The sequence below is a fragment of the Schlesneria sp. genome, assembly GCF_036405755.1.
GTDB classification, from domain to species: Bacteria; Planctomycetota; Planctomycetia; order Planctomycetales; family Planctomycetaceae; genus Schlesneria; species Schlesneria sphaerica.
The window spans coordinates 1-16,946 of the sequence record NZ_DASWWZ010000402.1; the positions used below are offsets into that span (position 1 = coordinate 1).

The 16,946-nt window shown below is 55.6% G+C and carries 16 protein-coding genes; 6 read left to right on the plus strand and 10 right to left on the minus strand.

Features of this window, described 5'->3' with window-relative positions:
* Positions 1-297 precede the first annotated feature (297 nt).
* Genes VGE80_RS13810 through atpD form a run of 9 tightly spaced genes read right to left on the minus strand, consistent with a single transcriptional unit; the run spans position 298 to position 7,022 of the window.
* Positions 298-1,197, minus strand: coding sequence for a F0F1 ATP synthase subunit gamma (locus tag VGE80_RS13810; RefSeq protein WP_440593079.1), 900 nt, complete (start codon positions 1,195-1,197; stop codon positions 298-300).
* 8 nt (positions 1,198-1,205) lie between these two features.
* Entirely contained in the window at positions 1,206-2,726 is a 1,521-nt protein-coding gene (locus VGE80_RS13815) for an alternate F1F0 ATPase, F1 subunit alpha (protein ID WP_440593080.1), read from the minus strand.
* Between the two features lie 28 nt (positions 2,727-2,754).
* Positions 2,755-3,549, minus strand: coding sequence for a F0F1 ATP synthase subunit delta (locus VGE80_RS13820; RefSeq protein ID WP_440593081.1), 795 nt, complete (start codon positions 3,547-3,549; stop codon positions 2,755-2,757).
* On the minus strand, positions 3,549-3,830 hold the full coding sequence (locus tag VGE80_RS13825; RefSeq protein ID WP_373650880.1) for a F0F1 ATP synthase subunit C: 282 nt from the start codon (positions 3,828-3,830) through the stop codon (positions 3,549-3,551). The genes VGE80_RS13820 and VGE80_RS13825 overlap by 1 nt, the downstream gene beginning before the upstream one ends.
* A complete protein-coding gene (locus VGE80_RS13830; protein WP_440593082.1) occupies positions 3,827-4,543 on the minus strand; it encodes a F0F1 ATP synthase subunit A in 717 nt (238 codons plus the stop codon). Before VGE80_RS13830 ends, VGE80_RS13825 begins: the two co-directional genes overlap by 4 nt.
* On the minus strand, positions 4,540-4,857 hold the full coding sequence (locus VGE80_RS13835) for an N-ATPase subunit AtpR (RefSeq protein WP_440593083.1): 318 nt from the start codon (positions 4,855-4,857) through the stop codon (positions 4,540-4,542). Before VGE80_RS13835 ends, VGE80_RS13830 begins: the two co-directional genes overlap by 4 nt.
* Positions 4,854-5,216: an AtpZ/AtpI family protein gene (locus VGE80_RS13840; protein WP_397571072.1), complete on the minus strand. Its 363-nt coding sequence runs from the start codon at positions 5,214-5,216 to the stop codon at positions 4,854-4,856. Before VGE80_RS13840 ends, VGE80_RS13835 begins: the two co-directional genes overlap by 4 nt.
* Positions 5,209-5,643 (minus strand): F0F1 ATP synthase subunit epsilon, encoded by a 435-nt coding sequence (locus tag VGE80_RS13845; protein ID WP_373650884.1) that lies wholly within the window; start codon positions 5,641-5,643, stop codon positions 5,209-5,211. The genes VGE80_RS13840 and VGE80_RS13845 overlap by 8 nt, the downstream gene beginning before the upstream one ends.
* Complete coding sequence (gene atpD, locus VGE80_RS13850; protein ID WP_440593084.1) at positions 5,640-7,022, minus strand: F0F1 ATP synthase subunit beta; 1,383 nt, start codon at positions 7,020-7,022, stop codon at positions 5,640-5,642. Before atpD ends, VGE80_RS13845 begins: the two co-directional genes overlap by 4 nt.
* A 498-nt stretch (positions 7,023-7,520) precedes the next feature.
* Between atpD and VGE80_RS13855 the strand changes: the two genes are divergently transcribed.
* From VGE80_RS13855 to VGE80_RS13865, 3 genes are all read left to right on the plus strand, one after another.
* Positions 7,521-7,976 carry a universal stress protein gene (locus VGE80_RS13855; protein WP_440593085.1) on the plus strand — a complete coding sequence of 152 codons (456 nt, stop codon included), beginning with the start codon at positions 7,521-7,523 and terminating at the stop codon, positions 7,974-7,976.
* A 261-nt stretch (positions 7,977-8,237) separates the two neighbouring features.
* Entirely contained in the window at positions 8,238-10,061 is a 1,824-nt protein-coding gene (gene nhaA / locus VGE80_RS13860) for a Na+/H+ antiporter NhaA (protein WP_440593086.1), read from the plus strand.
* Between the two features lie 344 nt (positions 10,062-10,405).
* Complete coding sequence (locus tag VGE80_RS13865; RefSeq protein ID WP_440593087.1) at positions 10,406-10,645, plus strand: hypothetical protein; 240 nt, start codon at positions 10,406-10,408, stop codon at positions 10,643-10,645.
* 187 nt (positions 10,646-10,832) lie between these two features.
* Here the strand turns inward: VGE80_RS13865 and VGE80_RS13870 are convergent, their stop codons facing one another.
* The gene (locus VGE80_RS13870) at positions 10,833-12,497 is read right to left on the minus strand and encodes a sigma-70 family RNA polymerase sigma factor (RefSeq protein ID WP_373650889.1); all 1,665 of its coding nucleotides are present in this window, start codon (positions 12,495-12,497) and stop codon (positions 10,833-10,835) included.
* A gap of 878 nt (positions 12,498-13,375) precedes the next feature.
* Here VGE80_RS13870 and VGE80_RS13875 point away from each other — a divergent pair.
* The 3 genes from VGE80_RS13875 to VGE80_RS13885 all read left to right on the plus strand — a co-directional run.
* Positions 13,376-13,897, plus strand: a complete 522-nt coding sequence (locus VGE80_RS13875) for a hypothetical protein (protein WP_373650890.1) — start codon at positions 13,376-13,378, stop codon at positions 13,895-13,897.
* A gap of 191 nt (positions 13,898-14,088) precedes the next feature.
* On the plus strand, positions 14,089-16,677 hold the full coding sequence (locus tag VGE80_RS13880) for a hypothetical protein (protein WP_440593088.1): 2,589 nt from the start codon (positions 14,089-14,091) through the stop codon (positions 16,675-16,677).
* Between the two features lie 50 nt (positions 16,678-16,727).
* Positions 16,728-16,946, plus strand: a 219-nt coding sequence (locus tag VGE80_RS13885) for a hypothetical protein (RefSeq protein WP_440593089.1), incomplete at its 3' end; no start/stop codon positions are given.

Genomic DNA, 16,946 nt, shown 5'->3' on the forward strand with positions numbered 1-16,946 from the left:
CTCACACTAGAACCCTGTATTTTAGTGACTAGAGGATACGGAGAGCGGAACAGATTGACACCACCGGCTGCCTGTGGAAAACGTGGGACGGGCACCTTGCGCAATGTAGATTGCTCATTGATTTCGAGCGGACTTCGGAGCCAGTCCCCATTTTTCAACAGACTGCTGGGTGGCAGGGTCCGTTATTGCTGCAGACGCTGATTCGCCACGGTGGGGACGTGTTCAGTCGACCCGTTGTCATCGCTCTGCGAATGGGGCTTCGGCCGGCGTCCGGAGGGGTGTAACACCTGAGACTGGCTATGGGGTTTTTGCTCGTGGCTTTTGCGTCAGGGTTTCGAAGCCTGCGACGATGTCCAGCAGTTCTTCAGTAATGCCTTGCTGTCTTCGCTGGTGATATTCTTTGGTCAGTTCGTTCAGGTGGGTCTCGATGTTTTTCTCAGCGGCCTGCATCGACGCCAGCCGACTCGAATTCTCGCTCGCCATGGACTCCGCAAATGCGCGATAGAGCGTTACGAACAGGTGCTGACGAACGAGCGATGAAAAGAGCTGTTCCCATTCGAGTGTGTAGGTGGGAAGGGAATGGGACTTCCACTTTTTGTGGGACAGATCGTGAAGCCATTTCCGGTCGATGGGCAACAACTGTCGTTTGTCGGGTTGGAATGATGACCCGGCGGGGCGATGGTGGATGAGCAGGAATTGGTTGATTCCCTTTTGGAAACGGAGCTGTTCAATCTTCAGCAGCAGGTCGTTCACCCGAGGTGTGATGTTGTCGATCGTGCTGGGGACCATCAAATCCTCAGCGATGGGATAGCCTGCATCTTCCAGTCGTCCGACGATGCGGAGACCGACGGCGAGCAGAGTCAGATCCTCGGGACTCCTCGTGAGCGTGCGGAATTCCTCCAATGCGTACTGAGTGATCTGTTCGTTGAATGAGCCGCACATTCCCTGGTCCGACCCAAAGACGACGACGCACCAGCGTTTGCCGGGCACAGGATCGTTCCCCAGCATCCCGGCCCGATGTCGAACGGCGATCTGGAGACCGTCTTCGACCGTCCGGGCATAGTCGTGGAGCGATTCGACCGCTTTTTCGCACTGCCGGATATTGGCGGCGGCGAGGGCTTTCATCACGCGCACGACCGAGTACAGGTCGCTGGCGCTCTCTTTGCGTCGTCGCATTGCCTCGAGTGTCTGTGCCATGACGGTTCTTACTCCTTGAGGCTCTCGATCGCAGCGGCGGCGACTTTCAGCAGGTCTGCTCGATCCTCCTTCGTCAATTTTTCGGCAGAGGTCATTCGGGCGAGCAGTTCGGAAAGGTTTGAATTGACCGCCTCGCTGATGGCTTGTTCTGCTTTGTGAACCTTGGCCAGAGGAACCTGATTCAGCAGTCCTTCGATTGCCGCCAGCAGGACGGCCACCTGTTCGGCCGGGGGCATGGTTTCGTACTGCATCTGCTTAAACACTTCGCGGACGCGGCGACCCCGTTCCAGCAACTTGCGGGTCTCGTCATCGATGCGGGTTCCGAAGCGGGCGAAGACTTCGAGCTCTTCAAACTGCGAGTAGGAAAGTCGCAGTTCCCCGGCAACGGACCGATAGCAGGGGAGTTGTGCTTTGCCCCCGACTCGGGAGACGGACTTTCCGACATCGATGGCGGGCAGGTTTCCTTTGCGGAACAGATCCGGCGAGAGCACGATTTGCCCGTCGGTGATGGAGATCAGGTTTGTGGGAATGTAAGCCGAAATGTTCTGGGACTGGGTTTCTGCAATCGGCAGTGCCGTCAGCGAGCCGCCCCCATATTCTTCGCGCAGGTGCGTCGAGCGTTCGAGCAACCGGGAATGAAGATAGAAAATATCGCCGGGGTAAGCTTCGCGGCCGGGCGGTCGACGGAGCAGCAAAGAGAGTTCGCGGTAAGCACGGGCATGCCGCGTCAGGTCATCATAAATGATGAGGACATCCCGCCCCTGCTCCATGAAGTACTCGGCCATGGTGGTCGCAGCATACGGTGCGATGAACTGGACGCCTGGTGAATCGTCCCCCGAGGCGACGACGACCAATGTGTATTTCAGGGCGTCATAATGCTGAAGTTGAGCGAGGAACTTGGCGACGGCTGAGTTGCGTTGTCCGATCGCACAGTACACACACAGGACATTCGTATTCCGCTGGTTGAGAATGGTATCGAGGGCAATTGCGGTTTTGCCGGTCTGGCGGTCGCCGACAATCAATTCCCGCTGGCCGCGACCAATCGGAAGAAGTGAATCGATGGCTTTGATCCCCGTCTGCAGCGGCTTCGTGACCGGGGCACGATGCATGATCGGTGGTGCGGGCCGTTCGATCGTCCGTCGCTGCGGCATGCGTAAGGGGCCCTGATCATCGAGGGGTTGCCCGAGTGCGCTGACGACCCGGCCGATCAATTGATCGCCGACGGGAACATCCAGGATGCGTCCCGTTCGATAGGCAGGGATTCCTGCGATCAACTTGTTGCTCGACCCGAGCAGCACCACGCCAACTTCATCGGGATCGAGGTTATAAGCCATCCCCAGAGTACCGCCTTGAAAGCGGATCAGTTCCTCGGCCTGTACTCCAGGAATCCCGCGGACTTGTGCGACCCCCTGGCCGACAGAGATGACTCGTCCGACTTCCTGAGTGGCGAGTTCTGACTGCGACCGGGAAAGGCTGTGATCGATGAGCGCGAACGTCTCAGCCAAAGTCGAAGTCAGATTAGGCTGCACGGTGGGCATCGTGGGCACAGGGGGTTGTTCAGGCTTTATCGCTTTGGGGCTTACCATGCTCGATCACTTTTTCTTCAATGGATTGAAAGATCACGTTCTCGAGGTCTGTCAGGTAGGAATCGAGACTCCAGACCAGGCGTTGGGACTGGATTCGGAGCTCGATTCCGCAGATCAACTCGGGAATCGTCGTGAATTCGATCTCCAGGTCCTGCTTGAGTGACTCGGCGAGATGCGTACGGAGTTGCTCGCGCAGATCTTCCGCGACAGGAAATGAGGTTCTTACTTCGGCGTGTCCTGACGCTTCTCGGGCGGCATCCACCATAGCCTGATGTTCGCGTTCATCGAGTGCATCCCAATGGTTCAGAAAGGCGTTCAGAACTTGCGATTCGAGATCGGTGTTGGCGATCTGATTCATCGCGTGGCGCGTGATCGAGACGACCTGCTGAGCGACTTTCTCTTGTACGTCGTCGAGGATTTCCGTCCGTTCCCGCTCAAGGGCTTCGTACCACTGCGAGCGGACCTCTTCGGAATTCGCTTCCGCTTTCTTGATCAACTGCTGTCGATAGGCCTCGGCTTCCTGTTTGGCTTCAGCCAGCATCGCCTGCTTTTGTTGATCTGCTTCGTGAATCCTGGCGCGGTATGTCTCTTTCTCGGCTGCTGCTGCCTTACGTTCTTCGGCTGCGGATTCCAGCTGGCTGACGATCTTTTTCTCTCGCTCGTCCATTGCCCGGACGATTCGATCGTACAGCAGGTAGTGCAGCAGCCAGACCAGGATGGCGAAGTTAATGATCTGTGCGATCAGGGTAAACCAGTCGATTTGCACTACTGGCCTCCTGCAGCTTGAACCACGTGATTCCAGAATGGGTTTGCGAAGATGAGGATCATCGACACCACGAAGCAATAGATGGCAGAGGATTCGATCATGGCGATCGCGATGAACAGCGTTCGCGTGATCGTAGGTGAAGCATCCGGCTGCTGTGCCAGAGCCGTCATGGCTTTGGCAATCGCATACCCTTCACCAATTGCAGTCAGCGGCGCACCAAATCCAATCGTTGCGCCCGCCGTGATGATCGAAACCATGCCGATCAAATCGACACTATTCATGAAAGATCTCCGTTTTCTGAGGTGAGGTCCTGCGTTGCATGTAATTCATCGTGGCTGCGGCTTGCTGAGGCAATAAAGACCAGAGCCAGGATTGAGAAGATGTAGGCTTGAATGACACCGAGCAGCAGTCCCAGGGCATTCATCACAATCGGGAACAGCAGCGGCGCAATCGCCAGCACGGTTGCTGCGATCATTGAACCGCTCATCATGTTGCCGAAAAGGCGGATGGCCAGAGATAGGGTCCGGGTCAGTTCCCCCATGATATTGAAGGGGAGCATCATGGGAGTCGGCTTGAGATAGTCACCCAGGTAGGCTTTCCAGCCTCGGGAAGTGATGCCGAAGTAAGGGACAGCGACGAACACGCATAATGCCAGTGCCCCGGTGGTTGAGAGGGACCCGGTCGGGGGATGAAAGCCCGGAACGATCGAAAGGGTGTTACAGGTCAGAATGAACAGGAACAAGGTGCCGATAAAGGGGAGGTAGCGACCGGGGTCTTGCTCGGTCACTTCGCGCAACTGGCTCTGGATCATATTAACGATGATTTCGAGCAGATTTTGCCCTCGGCTGAGATTTGTGCCGCTCGAGAGATTTCGAGTGATCAGCCATGATCCTGCTGCCAGCAGGAACATCACCAGCCAGGTAAAGACCAGGGTCGCATTGATTTTCACGAACCCTGCCTGGAAGTAGATGATCGTGTCGGGAGTAATATTCATTGCGGAATTTCTTCTTTACGAACGGATGACTCACTTGCCTGGAGAGATCGAACTGAGGCAACCCAGAACAGCCGCATCGTGATAAAGCCAACGAGACAGGCGATTGCCCGTTCCCAGCGGTCCCCCATGACGAGATAGAACACACCGATCGTCACCAGCGTGCGGATAATTGCACTGGTCATGACGAGTAGTACGGGCATGCGTGTTCGGGGAAGCTGCTGGATGGTAAGCCACAGGCCGCCGAAGTAGAGCAACCCGACGGCCAGTCCAGCCCCGAAGGCCAGTACCAGGTAGATAAAGTCCAGGGTCGTCAATGAGAATCATTCCTCCGATTGTCGATAGACTGCTGTTCTTTACTGACCCAAAGCCAGGCACTCAGGCAGCCTAATGTGACGCCGGCTAATAGCATCGCCAACGACCATGAGAAGTGGCCGGGGAATCTTCGATCAAGCCAGAGTCCAAGTATCACACCAAGCAGTGTCGGGACGGCGATGGACCATCCGACTGCTCCAAAGGCACTGAATCCCACCAGCAGCGTATGGTCCTTGTGCTGGCGTGCAGAGACTTTCTGCTTTTCGCGGGCTTCAATTTGTTTACGGAAGCGGTCGAGGTTGCGAGATACGAATTGCGGATCATCCAGCGGCGCGTTGTGGTCATGTGGTTGCTCAGACATAGCCCCCTCCTTCCCGCCCCAGGACCTGGCGGACGAGGCTGGCCTCGAGGTGTTCGAGCGCCAGTCGTGCCTGTTGTTCCTTTTCTCCCAGGGCGGCAAACTGAGCCTGTATGGCTTTGTTGAGCTCTCCCAGCGGACCTTGTACCGCATTCCACGTCGACACGAGGACGTCGGCGCCCCGTTTGACAAGAATCCCTTCATCGATGGCGATGTAGAGATCACTGGCATCGTCTTGAGTTGTTTGTGGGTCCGTTTCTGCAGAAAGATCTGGTGTCAGAGAAAGAATTCCGGACGTCAGTGCCGTGACAAAATCGACATGGCGAGGGAGCAGACAGAAGGATCCATTCTTGGCTTCCGCGACGACTTTGAGCGCGCGCTGCTCCAGAAAAATGCCGGACGGGACCACAATTTTGACGCGCATGCTCATGATTTGCGGGCCTCGTCAATGGTACCGATCATGTACAACGCTCGTTCGGGGTAATCAGAGAACTCGTCATTCAGAATCCGCTCACAACCGGTCAGCGTATCTTCCAGATCGACCATCTTTCCTTCGCGGCCTGTGAACTGGCCCGTTGTGAAGAAGGGCTGAGTGAGGAATCGTTCGAGCCGTCGCGCACGGTGGACGAGTTTCTGATCGTCGCGGGAAAGCTCTTCCAGTCCCAGCATGGCGATCACGTCTTTGAGATCTTCGTAGCCAGCCAGTGTCTCTCGAACGCGTCGGGCGACGTTGTAGTGACGTTCTCCCACGAGGGGAGGCGTCAACATTTTGGATTCTGAGCGCAGAGGATCGATCGCGGGATAAAAGCCCTGACTCGCCCGATCGCGAGAGAGGACGATCAGCGATGAGAGGTGTCCGAAGGTGTGTGTGACCGCCGGGTCTGTGAAGTCATCTGCGGGAACATAGACCGCCTGAACCGAGGTAATCGCGGCCTCGTTGGTGGTGCAGATCCGTTCTTCCAGTTCCGCCAGCTCAGTCCCCAGCGTCGGCTGATATCCCATGCGAGAGGGGAGTCTCCCTAAGAGCCCGGAGACCTCGGATCCGGCTTGAATAAACCGGAAGATGTTATCCATCAACAGGAGGACGTCCTGCTTGTGATCGTCGCGGAAGTATTCCGCCATCGTCAACGCGGCATGACCGACGCGGAATCTCGCACCTGGAGGCTCGTTCATCTGACCGAAGACCAGGACGGTACTCTTGAGCACACCCGCTTCATCGACGTCGCGGTAGAGCTCTTCTGCTTCGCGGGATCGTTCGCCAATACCGCAGAAGATGGTGACACCATCATGACGGCCGACCACATTGTTGATCAATTCGGTAATGAGCACGGTCTTACCGACACCGGCTCCTCCGAACAGCCCTGCCTTGCCACCCCGCTCCAGCGGTGACAGCAGATCGATTGCCTTGATCCCTGTGACGAAAATCTCTGTTGTGGTTCCCTGGCGAGCCAACGAGATCGGAGGATTGTGCAGTGGCCGTCGAATGCCATCGGTCAGTTCCTCCTTTTCGTCGAGAGCCTTTCCGAACACGTTCACGGCGCGCCCGAGTAAGCGTTGTCCCACGGGAACCAACAGCGGGTGGTCGGTATCGACAACGGTGGAACCCCGTGCCAATCCGGCTGTCGGAGTCAGGGCGATGCCACGCACGATCTGGGGCGTCAAATGCGTGACGACCTCGATGATGATGGAATCGTCCGGTCCTGCACGCAATTCGGAATTGAGCTCGGGAAGTTGAGCAGGAAAATGCACATCCACAACGCTGCTTCGTACCGAAATGACGGTACCGTGCACTCGATGAGTTTCACTCATTCCGATCTCCTGCGTTCTCTGTCCCGGTTGTGGCGAGCACCGACAGACTCGGAGCCGTCGGAATAGTGGATCTTCTAAAAATCATCCAACCTCAGTTCATATCACCTGCGCTTAAAGCCAGGTGTGTTGCGGGGACGTGACTTTTGCATCGTTTGTCGTTCTGGACTCTACCCATTCAGCGGGCCGGAGTTTCCATTCAATTCTCAAAAATTAAAAATCGATTGACTTCTGGCCAATTCCTGGTAGGGAGAAGCCTTCCCTTCAGAGCTCGACCTGCAACAATACGCTCGGACGGTGTCGGCGGATGACGATAATCTCGTTTCATAATCCACATTTCACGATTTGGCTACCCGCATTCAGCAACAATTGAACGTGGGCAGAAAACTCCTGTCGCAAGCGCGGAACTGGCTTCCCGTTTTGCAGGAACGGATTGTGTTTTTCTCCGTGGTCCGCTTTCTACTTTTGACTTGAATTCGACTCCCATTAAAGAGGTTTGTGATGAGAATTCTACTGGCAGTTGATGGCTCTCGGTGCAGTGATGCTGCGATCGATGAGACAAGTCGCATGCCGTGGCCATCAGAAACGATTGTCAAAGTGGTGATCGTCGATGCGCCTCTCGGGCGGGGCCGTATGCCAGGCAGTTCCACCGCCTACGATGAATTGGTTCAGCAACAGCGGCAGGAAGTCACGGGTGTTCTGCAGGTCGCCACTGCGCGGCTGAGAAAAGCTGCGCCGCACCTGACGGTTCAGTCGAAATTGCTGGAGGGAAATCCCAAGGATGGGATTGTCCGTGAAGCCGAAGACTGGCAGGCCGATCTGATCGTTGTCGGCTCGCACGGGTATGGCCCCATCCGCCGATTCTTCATGGGGTCCGTATCCATGTTCGTCGCGCATAATGCTCCGTGTTCTGTTTATATATCCAGAAGCAAAGACGCGCCGACCCCAGAGGACTGAGCTCGTCTCTCTCAAGTCATGTGAGTCTGTCATCAGCCATCTCCGGGTTCACGCAGGGCCCGGAATGCGCAGCATTGGCGACTGACTGTCGAATGAGGGACCTCATTCGATCCAAATCGGAGTGACTCGATTCTGAACCGAGTCACGATCCTGTGCGTAATCTGTTTGCTCCGTCCGAATACCGAATCGGGCAAAAGCCACTCTCCCATCGTTTACGTAATCTCGCGAGACACACCATCTAGTCAATTAAGGAGTTCATCAATGACGCCTGCCGCAGTACGACAGCTTGATCCTCCTGTCGATCCCCTACACGATCACATCCTGGGACCTCCAGACGCGGAAATGACCCTCGTGCAGTACGGCAGTTATGCGGACTACCGCTGTCGTGCCGTTCACGTGGTGGTCGAAGCGCTCCGCGATCGATTTGGTGATCGCATGCGGTATGTTTTCAGGCATCTGCCTGTTGAGGGAAAGCCTGACGCACAGCGTGCCGCAGAGGTCGCCGAACGCGTATTTGACACTACGGGGAATTTCTGGGACCTGCATGAATCGTTCATGGAGCGAGGTCCGACGTTAAATAACGCAGGTATCGAAGAGGCTGCGCGGGAGTACGGCGTCACCGACGATGCTCTGGCCGGTACTCCACGAGCCGAAGCGGCCAGAATGGCGGTCCAGGAAGACGTTGACAGCGCGCATCGCAGCGGTGTCATTGAGACACCTGCGTTCTTTATCAACGGACGTCGATACACAGACACATGGGATGAGAGCTCGCTTGCCGACGCGATGCTTGCGCCACTTGGGCATCGGATTCAGGCTGCGGCCTTCAACTTTGTTCATTGGGGACCCTCATCAGGCCTGTTGCTCGGGTTGGCCACGCTGCTGGCGATCGTGCTGAGCAACTCTCCCCTCAGCTCGGCGTATGAAGCCTTCTGGCAGAAGCAGTTGGGCTTCATCTGGGGCAGCATGACGTTTTCTCATTCGCTGCTGCACTGGGTTAACCACGGGTTGCTGACCGTGTTCTTCTTTGTTGTCGGTCTGGAAATCAAACGGGAATTTACGGTCGGTCACCTAGCGACATTTCGTTCGGGGGCGTTACCGGTGATCGCTGCGATCGGCGGGATCGCGCTTCCGGCAATCATTTACGCTTCGATCGTGCCGGCAGACTTGCGACAGGGGTGGGGAATTCCGATTGGAACCGACACTGCCTTTGCCGTGGCTCTGATCGTACTGCTCGGTTCCCGCGTGCCGATTGCGCTGCGAGTATTTCTGACGGCTGCGGTAATCATCGATGACGTCGTTGCGATTCTGATTATCGCGTTCTTCTATACAGAGTCGATCAACACCCTCTATCTGATCGCAGGGGGGGCCGTAACTGCGGTTGTTGTGGCACTCAATCGGATCGGTGTGTATCGCTCGCTCCCCTACGCCGTGTGCGCTGTGGCCCTGTGGTTTGTCCTTCACGAAGCGGGGCTGCATGCGACACTGGCAGCAGTGATTATGGCCATCCTGATTCCCGCGCGACCTCCCGCAAATCTGAAGGCGCTGCTCACTCAGGCTTCGGCAGTGATCAACCGCGAGGAAAGCCATGCGGGGGAGGCAATGCGAAATGGTCCCTCTGAAGGAACGCTTCGCACACTGGACGCCATTTACAATCGCATGGAGTCACCTAACGACCGGCTGCTTCGTTCGGTTGAACCCTGGTCAAGTTACGTGGCCTTGCCGATTTTCGCATTAGCGAATGCGGGCGTCACCTGGACACCCGGCGTCCTTGAAGGCCGAGGTCGATTGTTTGCGGCGATCGCACTTGGGCTGATTATTGGTAAGCCGGTCGGAATTATTACCGCCTCGTGGCTGGCCGTTCGTAGCGGTATCGCGGACAAGCCGGATGCCTACACATGGCGACAACTGTGTGGTGCGGGGGCACTGGGGGGTATTGGTTTCACGATGTCCTTGTTCATCGCCGGAATTGCCTTCCCGGATCAGGCGACGTACGCGGCTGCCAAGATCGCGATATTTGTCGCTTCGTTGATCGCCGGCGCCATTGGATTTCTGATACTGTGGCCCAAGTCCGCTCCTGTGGAATGATTGAGGGAATGATAGCGACCGCCGAAATTCCGGGGCTGCAGTAACGAGAGCTACTGAGGTGAAACGTCGACGGCGTTATTGCCGTCACCCTTTTCCGCAGCTCAACGAAGAGAAGAGACAGAGCATACCCCGTGTCTGCTCTGTCTCTTCTGCTTTCCGGCGGGAACGCTTTGGACCCCGGACGCACCTTGTGATCGAAGCAGCATTCCTGTCTGGATGTCATCTCGGCAGACGCACCAAGTGGGCCTTGGGCGGCGGATTCCCTCATGGCGAGGGGATCGAGCCCATGGGCAGTGGGTAATTTCCTGGAGTGTACGTGCCGTCGGTCGTACTTGAGACTCAACGTGACAGATCTCAAGGCCTACCGGACTCTGGAAACGGGATTAAAACGGTTCCCCGATGCACCCCCCTTCGCACGGGCCCGAGCGCTGATCTATCACGCCGAACTGGCCGCGCGTCTTAAGAAATCCGCGGCTGCCAGCCGCTCTCTGGCAACTGTCCAAAGCCTCATCCTTTCTGACAAGGAGCGGATGGAGCTGGCGGATGAGATTGCCGAGACCTCAGCACTCGTCAATGACATGTGACACTGTCGCTGCAGCTGTTCACTCTTGGTGGCATCCCGATGAGCGGCCTCCCAGCGAGGTCGCGTAACCCAGCTCGCTGGGAGAAGGAAATTGGCGGTGTACGTAAAAAAAGCGGCGTTCTGTCGTTTCCAACAGAACGCCGCTTTTAAAGTACCCGGTTATTAAAGTAACTCAGCATCGATTCAGACTAAATGCCCGGAACGTCGAGGTGCTCGTCTTCGGCGATCTTGCGCAGCTTCTGGAGTGCCCGAGATTCCAGTTGACGAATTCTCTCTTTCGTGACGCCCAGCTTCTGTCCGACCTGTTCGAGTGTTTGAGCGGGCTTTCCTTCTTTCAGGCCATACCGCGAAACGATGATGTCCCGTTCTCGAGGATCAAGCTGTGAAAGAATCTGCATCAGAGCTTCGTGCTGACGTTTGTTGACGACTTCTTCGTTCAAACGTTCGCTGCGAGGATCGGATGCCTGGTGGAAAACTTCCTCATTCCCCGTTCGGAAACGTTCCAATTGGGTGTACTCGGCAGGAATCGACCGAGCGAAGTTCTTCATGATGGCCCAACTTGCGTAGGTCGAAAATTTGAACCCACGCGTGTAGTCGAACTTTTCGATGGCACGAATCAACGAAATGTTACCATCGCTGACCATCTCGAAGAAATTCGAGTTCGGCTTCATGTGCTTCTTGGCGATCGACACCACCAGACGCAAGTTACTGCGAATCAAGAAATTCTTGACTTCATTGGCTTGCCCGATCAGACGCTCAATGGCGTCCATGTCTTTGGTTTTCGGCTGAGTGAGATCGATCTGTCCCTGAAGCTTTGAAGCTTGATACAGCAGAAAGTTCATCTTACGGAAGTAGTAAACTTCCTCGTCCTTCGTCAGAAGTGGCACCGCGTAAAGGCTGTTCAAGTAGGGTGGCAGCCCAGGCGGGGTTTTCACTGGAGCCGATTTCTTTTCCGCCACAGGAGCTGGCTGAAGGATTTTGGCTGCAGCGTCCGCTTCTTCGAACATCGGCGAACTCATGAAGTCGATCGGTTTTTCGAGCAGCTGTTCGGCTCGCACTTCTGCGACCATCCGATAGATGCTGGCTCTAGTCCGGCCGAACTTCTGGGCAATCTCGTCCACAGGAACGCCCTTGCGGAAGCTACGATAGATCTCCAGCTTGTGCTCTTCAGTAATGGTATTGAGAGCATTGGGGAACACCGCGGCTTCGGGATGATCCTTGTCATAGTTCTTGAGTGTGTACCGCACCGTTTCCGGCGATCGGCGGAACTTGCGGGCCAGCCGATGACTGATTTCGGTGGGGCAGCCCCCGGCCTTGGCGAGCCGGCGAGCACGTTGAATCAGCTTTTCTCGTTCCTCTACACTCAGTTGGCTGAACTGAGAGCCACGATCGACATCTTCGGCATGTTTGGTGACGAAGCGTTCGACTGAGGAGCGCAAAAAACCGACGCGTTTTCGCCCACCGAAGCGAAATCGCCGACTGACGAGACCTCGATCTCGCCAACGGGAAACGGTCTTGGACGAAACGTTAAATCGTTTGCTGACGTCTTCAACGGTCCAGACTTCTTCCCCGGCACTATCCGCGGAAATATCGGCGTTTTCAGACAGATCTTCCACGAAACAGCGAAGATCATGGACCGCTTCAGCGCCACTGACGACGAGATCCGGATACATTTCTCCACGATACGTGGTGATCTTTTCGCAAATCTCGGGATATCGATAGGTTCCTGCTGGATTCAGTTCGTCCATCAGGCGTTCAGCACGGGAAATCTGCGTCAGTTGAACATCGCGAGGAGCATACTTGATCTGCTGGTCGCGAAGTTGTTTCAGAGCAGGATTACGATAGCGTTGCATGATTTACCTCCCGTCGTTGAGGACAGGTTTCAAACATAATTGTCAGTCTGACAGAGCGAACTTGACGGACAGGCTATATGCAAAGCAGGTGCCGGTCTGATCATGTGCGACTGACAGCACTCGTCGCCACGACTTATACTACGTACAAAAGAGACACTTAGATCAAAAAAAAGTTCAAAGGGGACTTGTTTTTACGTAACTCGCTTTCTAAACGAGGGTTATGTGACCCGTCTCTGGCCTTGCGAGTATGTGCAAAAATTGCAAGCCGTTACGGGGTGTTTTCCTCGATCAATTCTCCAGTTGGATTTCAGGTTCGGGGCAAGCAGTCGCTCCCATCCCCTACATCCGGACCCATCGCCATAGACCGTTCTTTGAGCGATCGATCTGCTGAATCAGGCACCTCTCCTTCGACAAGATTGAAGGCTCATCGGCACGAAACCGAATTCATGAGATGAAATCTGTCAGTGCATTCAGTTGATTTTCACGGAGGTCCGCATGTTCAATCTCCTGCAGTCCGCGAATGACGATCAAACCGCAATTGGTTTATGCGTTCTCGTGCTTGCGACATCTGCCTTTTTTGTCTTTGTCAGTTTTCACCTGGGTCCCGCAGGCAAAAAACGCCGGACTCTGGAACTGCAAGGGGGCGATTGGTCTCGGAACTCTCCAATCACGGAAGACTTTCAGGCGCATGACCGGGCCGCCTGAGAGGCGGTTGTCAGCGTCTGGCTGACGTGAAGTTGATAGGATTCGTTTCAACCCCACTCAAGCGCCGAACGAAGTTCGAATTTGTGCAAGTGGTTCCTGAAAATCCTGTGGAAAGCAGTCGTCGTCGGCGATATTTTCGAAAAATGCAATCGACACCAAACAGGAGCGACTTGATGCGAAGTGCAGCGTGGGTTTTGACGGCCACCAGTCTGGTCGCGTTCGGATACGTTTTGGGCTCAACCCAGGTTTTCCCGCTCGCACATGCTCAGCCGGACGACGTTTCTGTCTCTGAAGAATCGACGAAAAAAATTGTCGAAGCCCATGATGCACTCAAGAAGGCGATGGAGCAGTTGAAGCTCGAATCCCGTTACGAATCGGTAACGAAAGGGGTCAACTCGTACGCTGTTCTCGTGGGTGGCATCAACGCCAAGGAAGATCTGGAAAGCGGCCAGGGTGTCGATCCGGAAACATTTGCCGCGCTCAGCACGGCGGCCTACCAACTGAAGAAGTACAGCATTAAAGATGACTCCCTGGCAGACTGGGTTGATACAAACCTGCTGGGGTACGACAACAATGGCCATTTGACGTATCGGAACAAGGTCGTCCGTATCTATTCGATCTCTCGCTTGCGAAGGCTGGACGCGCAGCGAATGGTCATCCTTGGTGAAACAACAGACAACAAAAAAGCCCGATAGTGAGTTTTGATGCTCCGCTTCCGCCCCTCTCCGGTACGGATGTGATGAACAAATTGCGTGAGATGAAGGGATTTTCTTTCCCTTCGCCTCGCGAGACCCGTTAGGATTGAACTGCATTTCCCACGCGCCGCACTAACCTGGAAATAATCGTTTCAGGTGCTGGACTCTCACCAGAAGCGAGGAACTTTGTCATGAACCGATCAATTTTCAAAAGACTGCTCTGGGCTCCGGTGTTAGCCGCCAGTTTTGGCGTGATGGACTTGAGTGCATTCGAAGTTTCTTCGCCCGCACCCGTGCTGAAGCACGTTCAGGGTAATGGCGATGCCGTCCAGGCGCTGCTTTTCCGATTGCAGCAGCCACAACTGGGCGTGACCGCTCACGACCACATGGTCTTCATTGATACGTCCGCCAGTCAGATCGGGGCGCATCGGGTCCATGCTCTGAGTGTGCTGGAATCGATGATCAAGTCGTTGCCTCAGCAGGATCGTGTCCGAATTTTCGCCATTGATGTGCAAGCTGAACCGTTGATGGCCAGCATGTCCGCTCCGAGCAGTTCGTCGGTGATGGATGCCATCGCCGCGCTGAAAAGCCGAGTCCCTCTTGGCGCGACCAACCTGGAAGAACTGGTCAGCACGGCTCTTGCTTCCGCCGAAGAAGGACGGAACGCGTCGATCACTTACATCGGTGATGGCCTGAGCACTGCTGATCTGCTGGAATCAAAAGAACTGCTCAGCATGGTCCAGGACCTGCGTGAAGAGAAGATTCCGTTCCACAGCTACGGCGTGGGACCACAGATGAATCTCCAGTTGCTGGGAATCCTGGCACATCAGACTGGTGGGTATGTCAACTTCGACAATCGAAAAGATGTGCCGCGAAAATCTGATGAGGCGACCGAAAAGAATCGCTCCGATGCCGAATCCCAGTTTGCCGTCAGTGCGGGTGAGAAACTCGCCCTGGCCGTGCAGCAGCCGGTCTACTTCCCCAATCAGGTCGAGCTGACTGGTGACATCGAATCTACCCTTCCCGCACTGCCACTCCGCAGTGATCGTGAAACAATCCACGTGATTCGCGGCGAACTGTCTGCGAATTCCCGGGTTGTCTTCACCGGAGCCGACGCTGCGGAAACGATGGAATGGAAGTTGTCCGCTCCCGTACAACGACCAGGGAGCGCGTTTCTGGTGGCCGTTGCGGAGCAGGCCGATCAGGACCAGGGTTTGAGCAACTCGCTTGCGGGCGCTGACCTGATGCATGTCTACCAGGATGGATTCCTGAACTCGATGGACGCGGCCCTGCAGTTCGGTGCTCAACAGCTCGAACGGGGCCAGGCGAAGCAGGCTGCCGAACTCGCTCAGCGAATCGCGCAAGTTGATCCTTCCAATGTGGCCGCGAAGACGCTGGCCAGCTCTTCCGCGCGGCTTCAGGTGATGCAGGTATCGCAGGTTCCTGCCGCACCCGCTCCCGGCAATCTCGATTCGCGTAGTGAGGCACTCGATGACTCAAGTTTGACGCGGGATCAAGATCAATTGATCCGTGTTAAGACTCAAAAGCTGCAAAACGAGGTCGGGAACGCGATCAACAAGGCTCGCCAAGCGAGCGATCCCGAATCGGGTCTTGCCTACTTGAAACAAGTACAAACTGCGGTCAAGTCGTCGTCAGACATCGCTGATGAAGACCGGAACTACATGCAGAAGCGTCTGGAGAGCGAAATCTACCAGATGAAAAATCGGATGGATAAGGAAGCTCAGGATCGAGTTCACCTCGCCGAACGGATGTCGCAGATCGAAGCGGAGCGAAGACTGACTGAGCAGTTGCAGCTCGAAGAAGAAAAACTGGAAGGCTTGATCGATCGGGTCCGGTCGTTGATGTCGGAAGGTTTCCACGGTCGCGAAGATGCGTTCGGCGAAGCCCAGAATGTGGCTGACGTTGCTATTATGCTTCGACCTGGTGAAGGTACCTCGGCCGTCGCTCGATTCAGTGCGGAAGCGGCACACCAGATTGCTCGTGCAAATCGCCTGCGTGCTCGACGCGCAGACCAGTTCCTCGAAGCGCTTTATCAAGTCGAAGTGGCGCACATTCCATTCCCTGATGAGCCCCCCATTCGATTCCCGAACGCCGAAGTCTGGAAAGCTCTGACGGAACGTCGACGGAAATGGGCTCAGGTTGATCTGAAGAAAGACAGCCCACGGGAACAGCGAATCCAGGAAGCATTGAAAGAGTCGACGGAAGTCTCGTTCACTGACCAGCCGCTGAAAGATGCACTCGACTATCTTGAAGAATTGCATGGAATCGAAATCATCATCGACGATGCTGCTCTTGCGGATGCGGCAATCAGTACCGATCAGCCTGTGAACCTCAATATCACAGGAATCACGCTGCGAAGTGCACTTCGTCTGATGCTCGAACGATTGCAGTTGACGTATATCATCGAAGATGAAGTCATGCAGATCACGACTCAGGAAAAAGCGGAAGAGAAAACCTCGACCCGCGTCTACCCCGTGGCTGACCTTGCCGTGCCGATCACAGCTCCTCGTGGAGGTGGCATGATGGGTGGTATGGGCGGCGGCATGGGTGGCATGGGCGGCATGGGCGGTGGTATGGGTGGCATGGGCGGCGGCATGGGTGGTATGGGCGGCGGGTTTGGTGGTGGTGGTTTCTTCAACATCGCCCCCGAACAGGTCTTCCAGCAGGATGACGCACAGCGTGCTGATGCTGCACCCGCCGGTGCACCCAAGTTGGATAATAAGTCCATTCAGAACCGGAAAAAAAAACGAACTCTGTAGGCCCCGCACGTAAGAGTGCCCAGTCGGGTACCTTTGCCCCGAGTTTACGATTGCGAAGTCAGCGAGATTTGTCCGTTCGGACGAGTCTCGCTGATCGCACTTACCGATTGACCCGGCAGCAACGAAGTCCGCAGTTGCCCGCGGCGTCAACGGCAAAGGAGAGAAGTGAGTTCTGGGCCGGATTCTTCCAGGATGAGGTGTCGCCTGAGACGGTCCGGGATGTCGTTGCGGAACTCGTCGAGAGCCGCAAGCACGAAGATGTGATCAGC

Excerpts from the sequence above, each read along its gene's own strand:
- VGE80_RS13810 (WP_440593079.1), bottom strand. The coding sequence starts at position 1,197 with ATGGCACAGACACTCGAGGCAATGCGACGACGCAAAGAGAGCGCCAGC.
- VGE80_RS13825 (WP_373650880.1), bottom strand. The coding sequence starts at position 3,830 with ATGAATAGTGTCGATTTGATCGGCATGGTTTCGATCATCACGGCGGGC.
- VGE80_RS13830 (WP_440593082.1), bottom strand. The coding sequence starts at position 4,543 with ATGAATATTACTCCCGACACGATCATCTACTTCCAGGCAGGGTTCGTG.
- VGE80_RS13840 (WP_397571072.1), bottom strand. The coding sequence starts at position 5,216 with ATGTCTGAGCAACCACATGACCACAACGCGCCGCTGGATGATCCGCAA.
- VGE80_RS13845 (WP_373650884.1), bottom strand. The coding sequence starts at position 5,643 with ATGAGCATGCGCGTCAAAATTGTGGTCCCGTCCGGCATTTTTCTGGAG.
- atpD (WP_440593084.1), bottom strand. The coding sequence starts at position 7,022 with ATGAGTGAAACTCATCGAGTGCACGGTACCGTCATTTCGGTACGAAGC.
- VGE80_RS13855 (WP_440593085.1), top strand. The coding sequence starts at position 7,521 with ATGAGAATTCTACTGGCAGTTGATGGCTCTCGGTGCAGTGATGCTGCG.
- nhaA (WP_440593086.1), top strand. The coding sequence starts at position 8,238 with ATGACGCCTGCCGCAGTACGACAGCTTGATCCTCCTGTCGATCCCCTA.
- VGE80_RS13870 (WP_373650889.1), bottom strand. The coding sequence starts at position 12,497 with ATGCAACGCTATCGTAATCCTGCTCTGAAACAACTTCGCGACCAGCAG.
- VGE80_RS13875 (WP_373650890.1), top strand. The coding sequence starts at position 13,376 with ATGCGAAGTGCAGCGTGGGTTTTGACGGCCACCAGTCTGGTCGCGTTC.
- VGE80_RS13880 (WP_440593088.1), top strand. The coding sequence starts at position 14,089 with ATGAACCGATCAATTTTCAAAAGACTGCTCTGGGCTCCGGTGTTAGCC.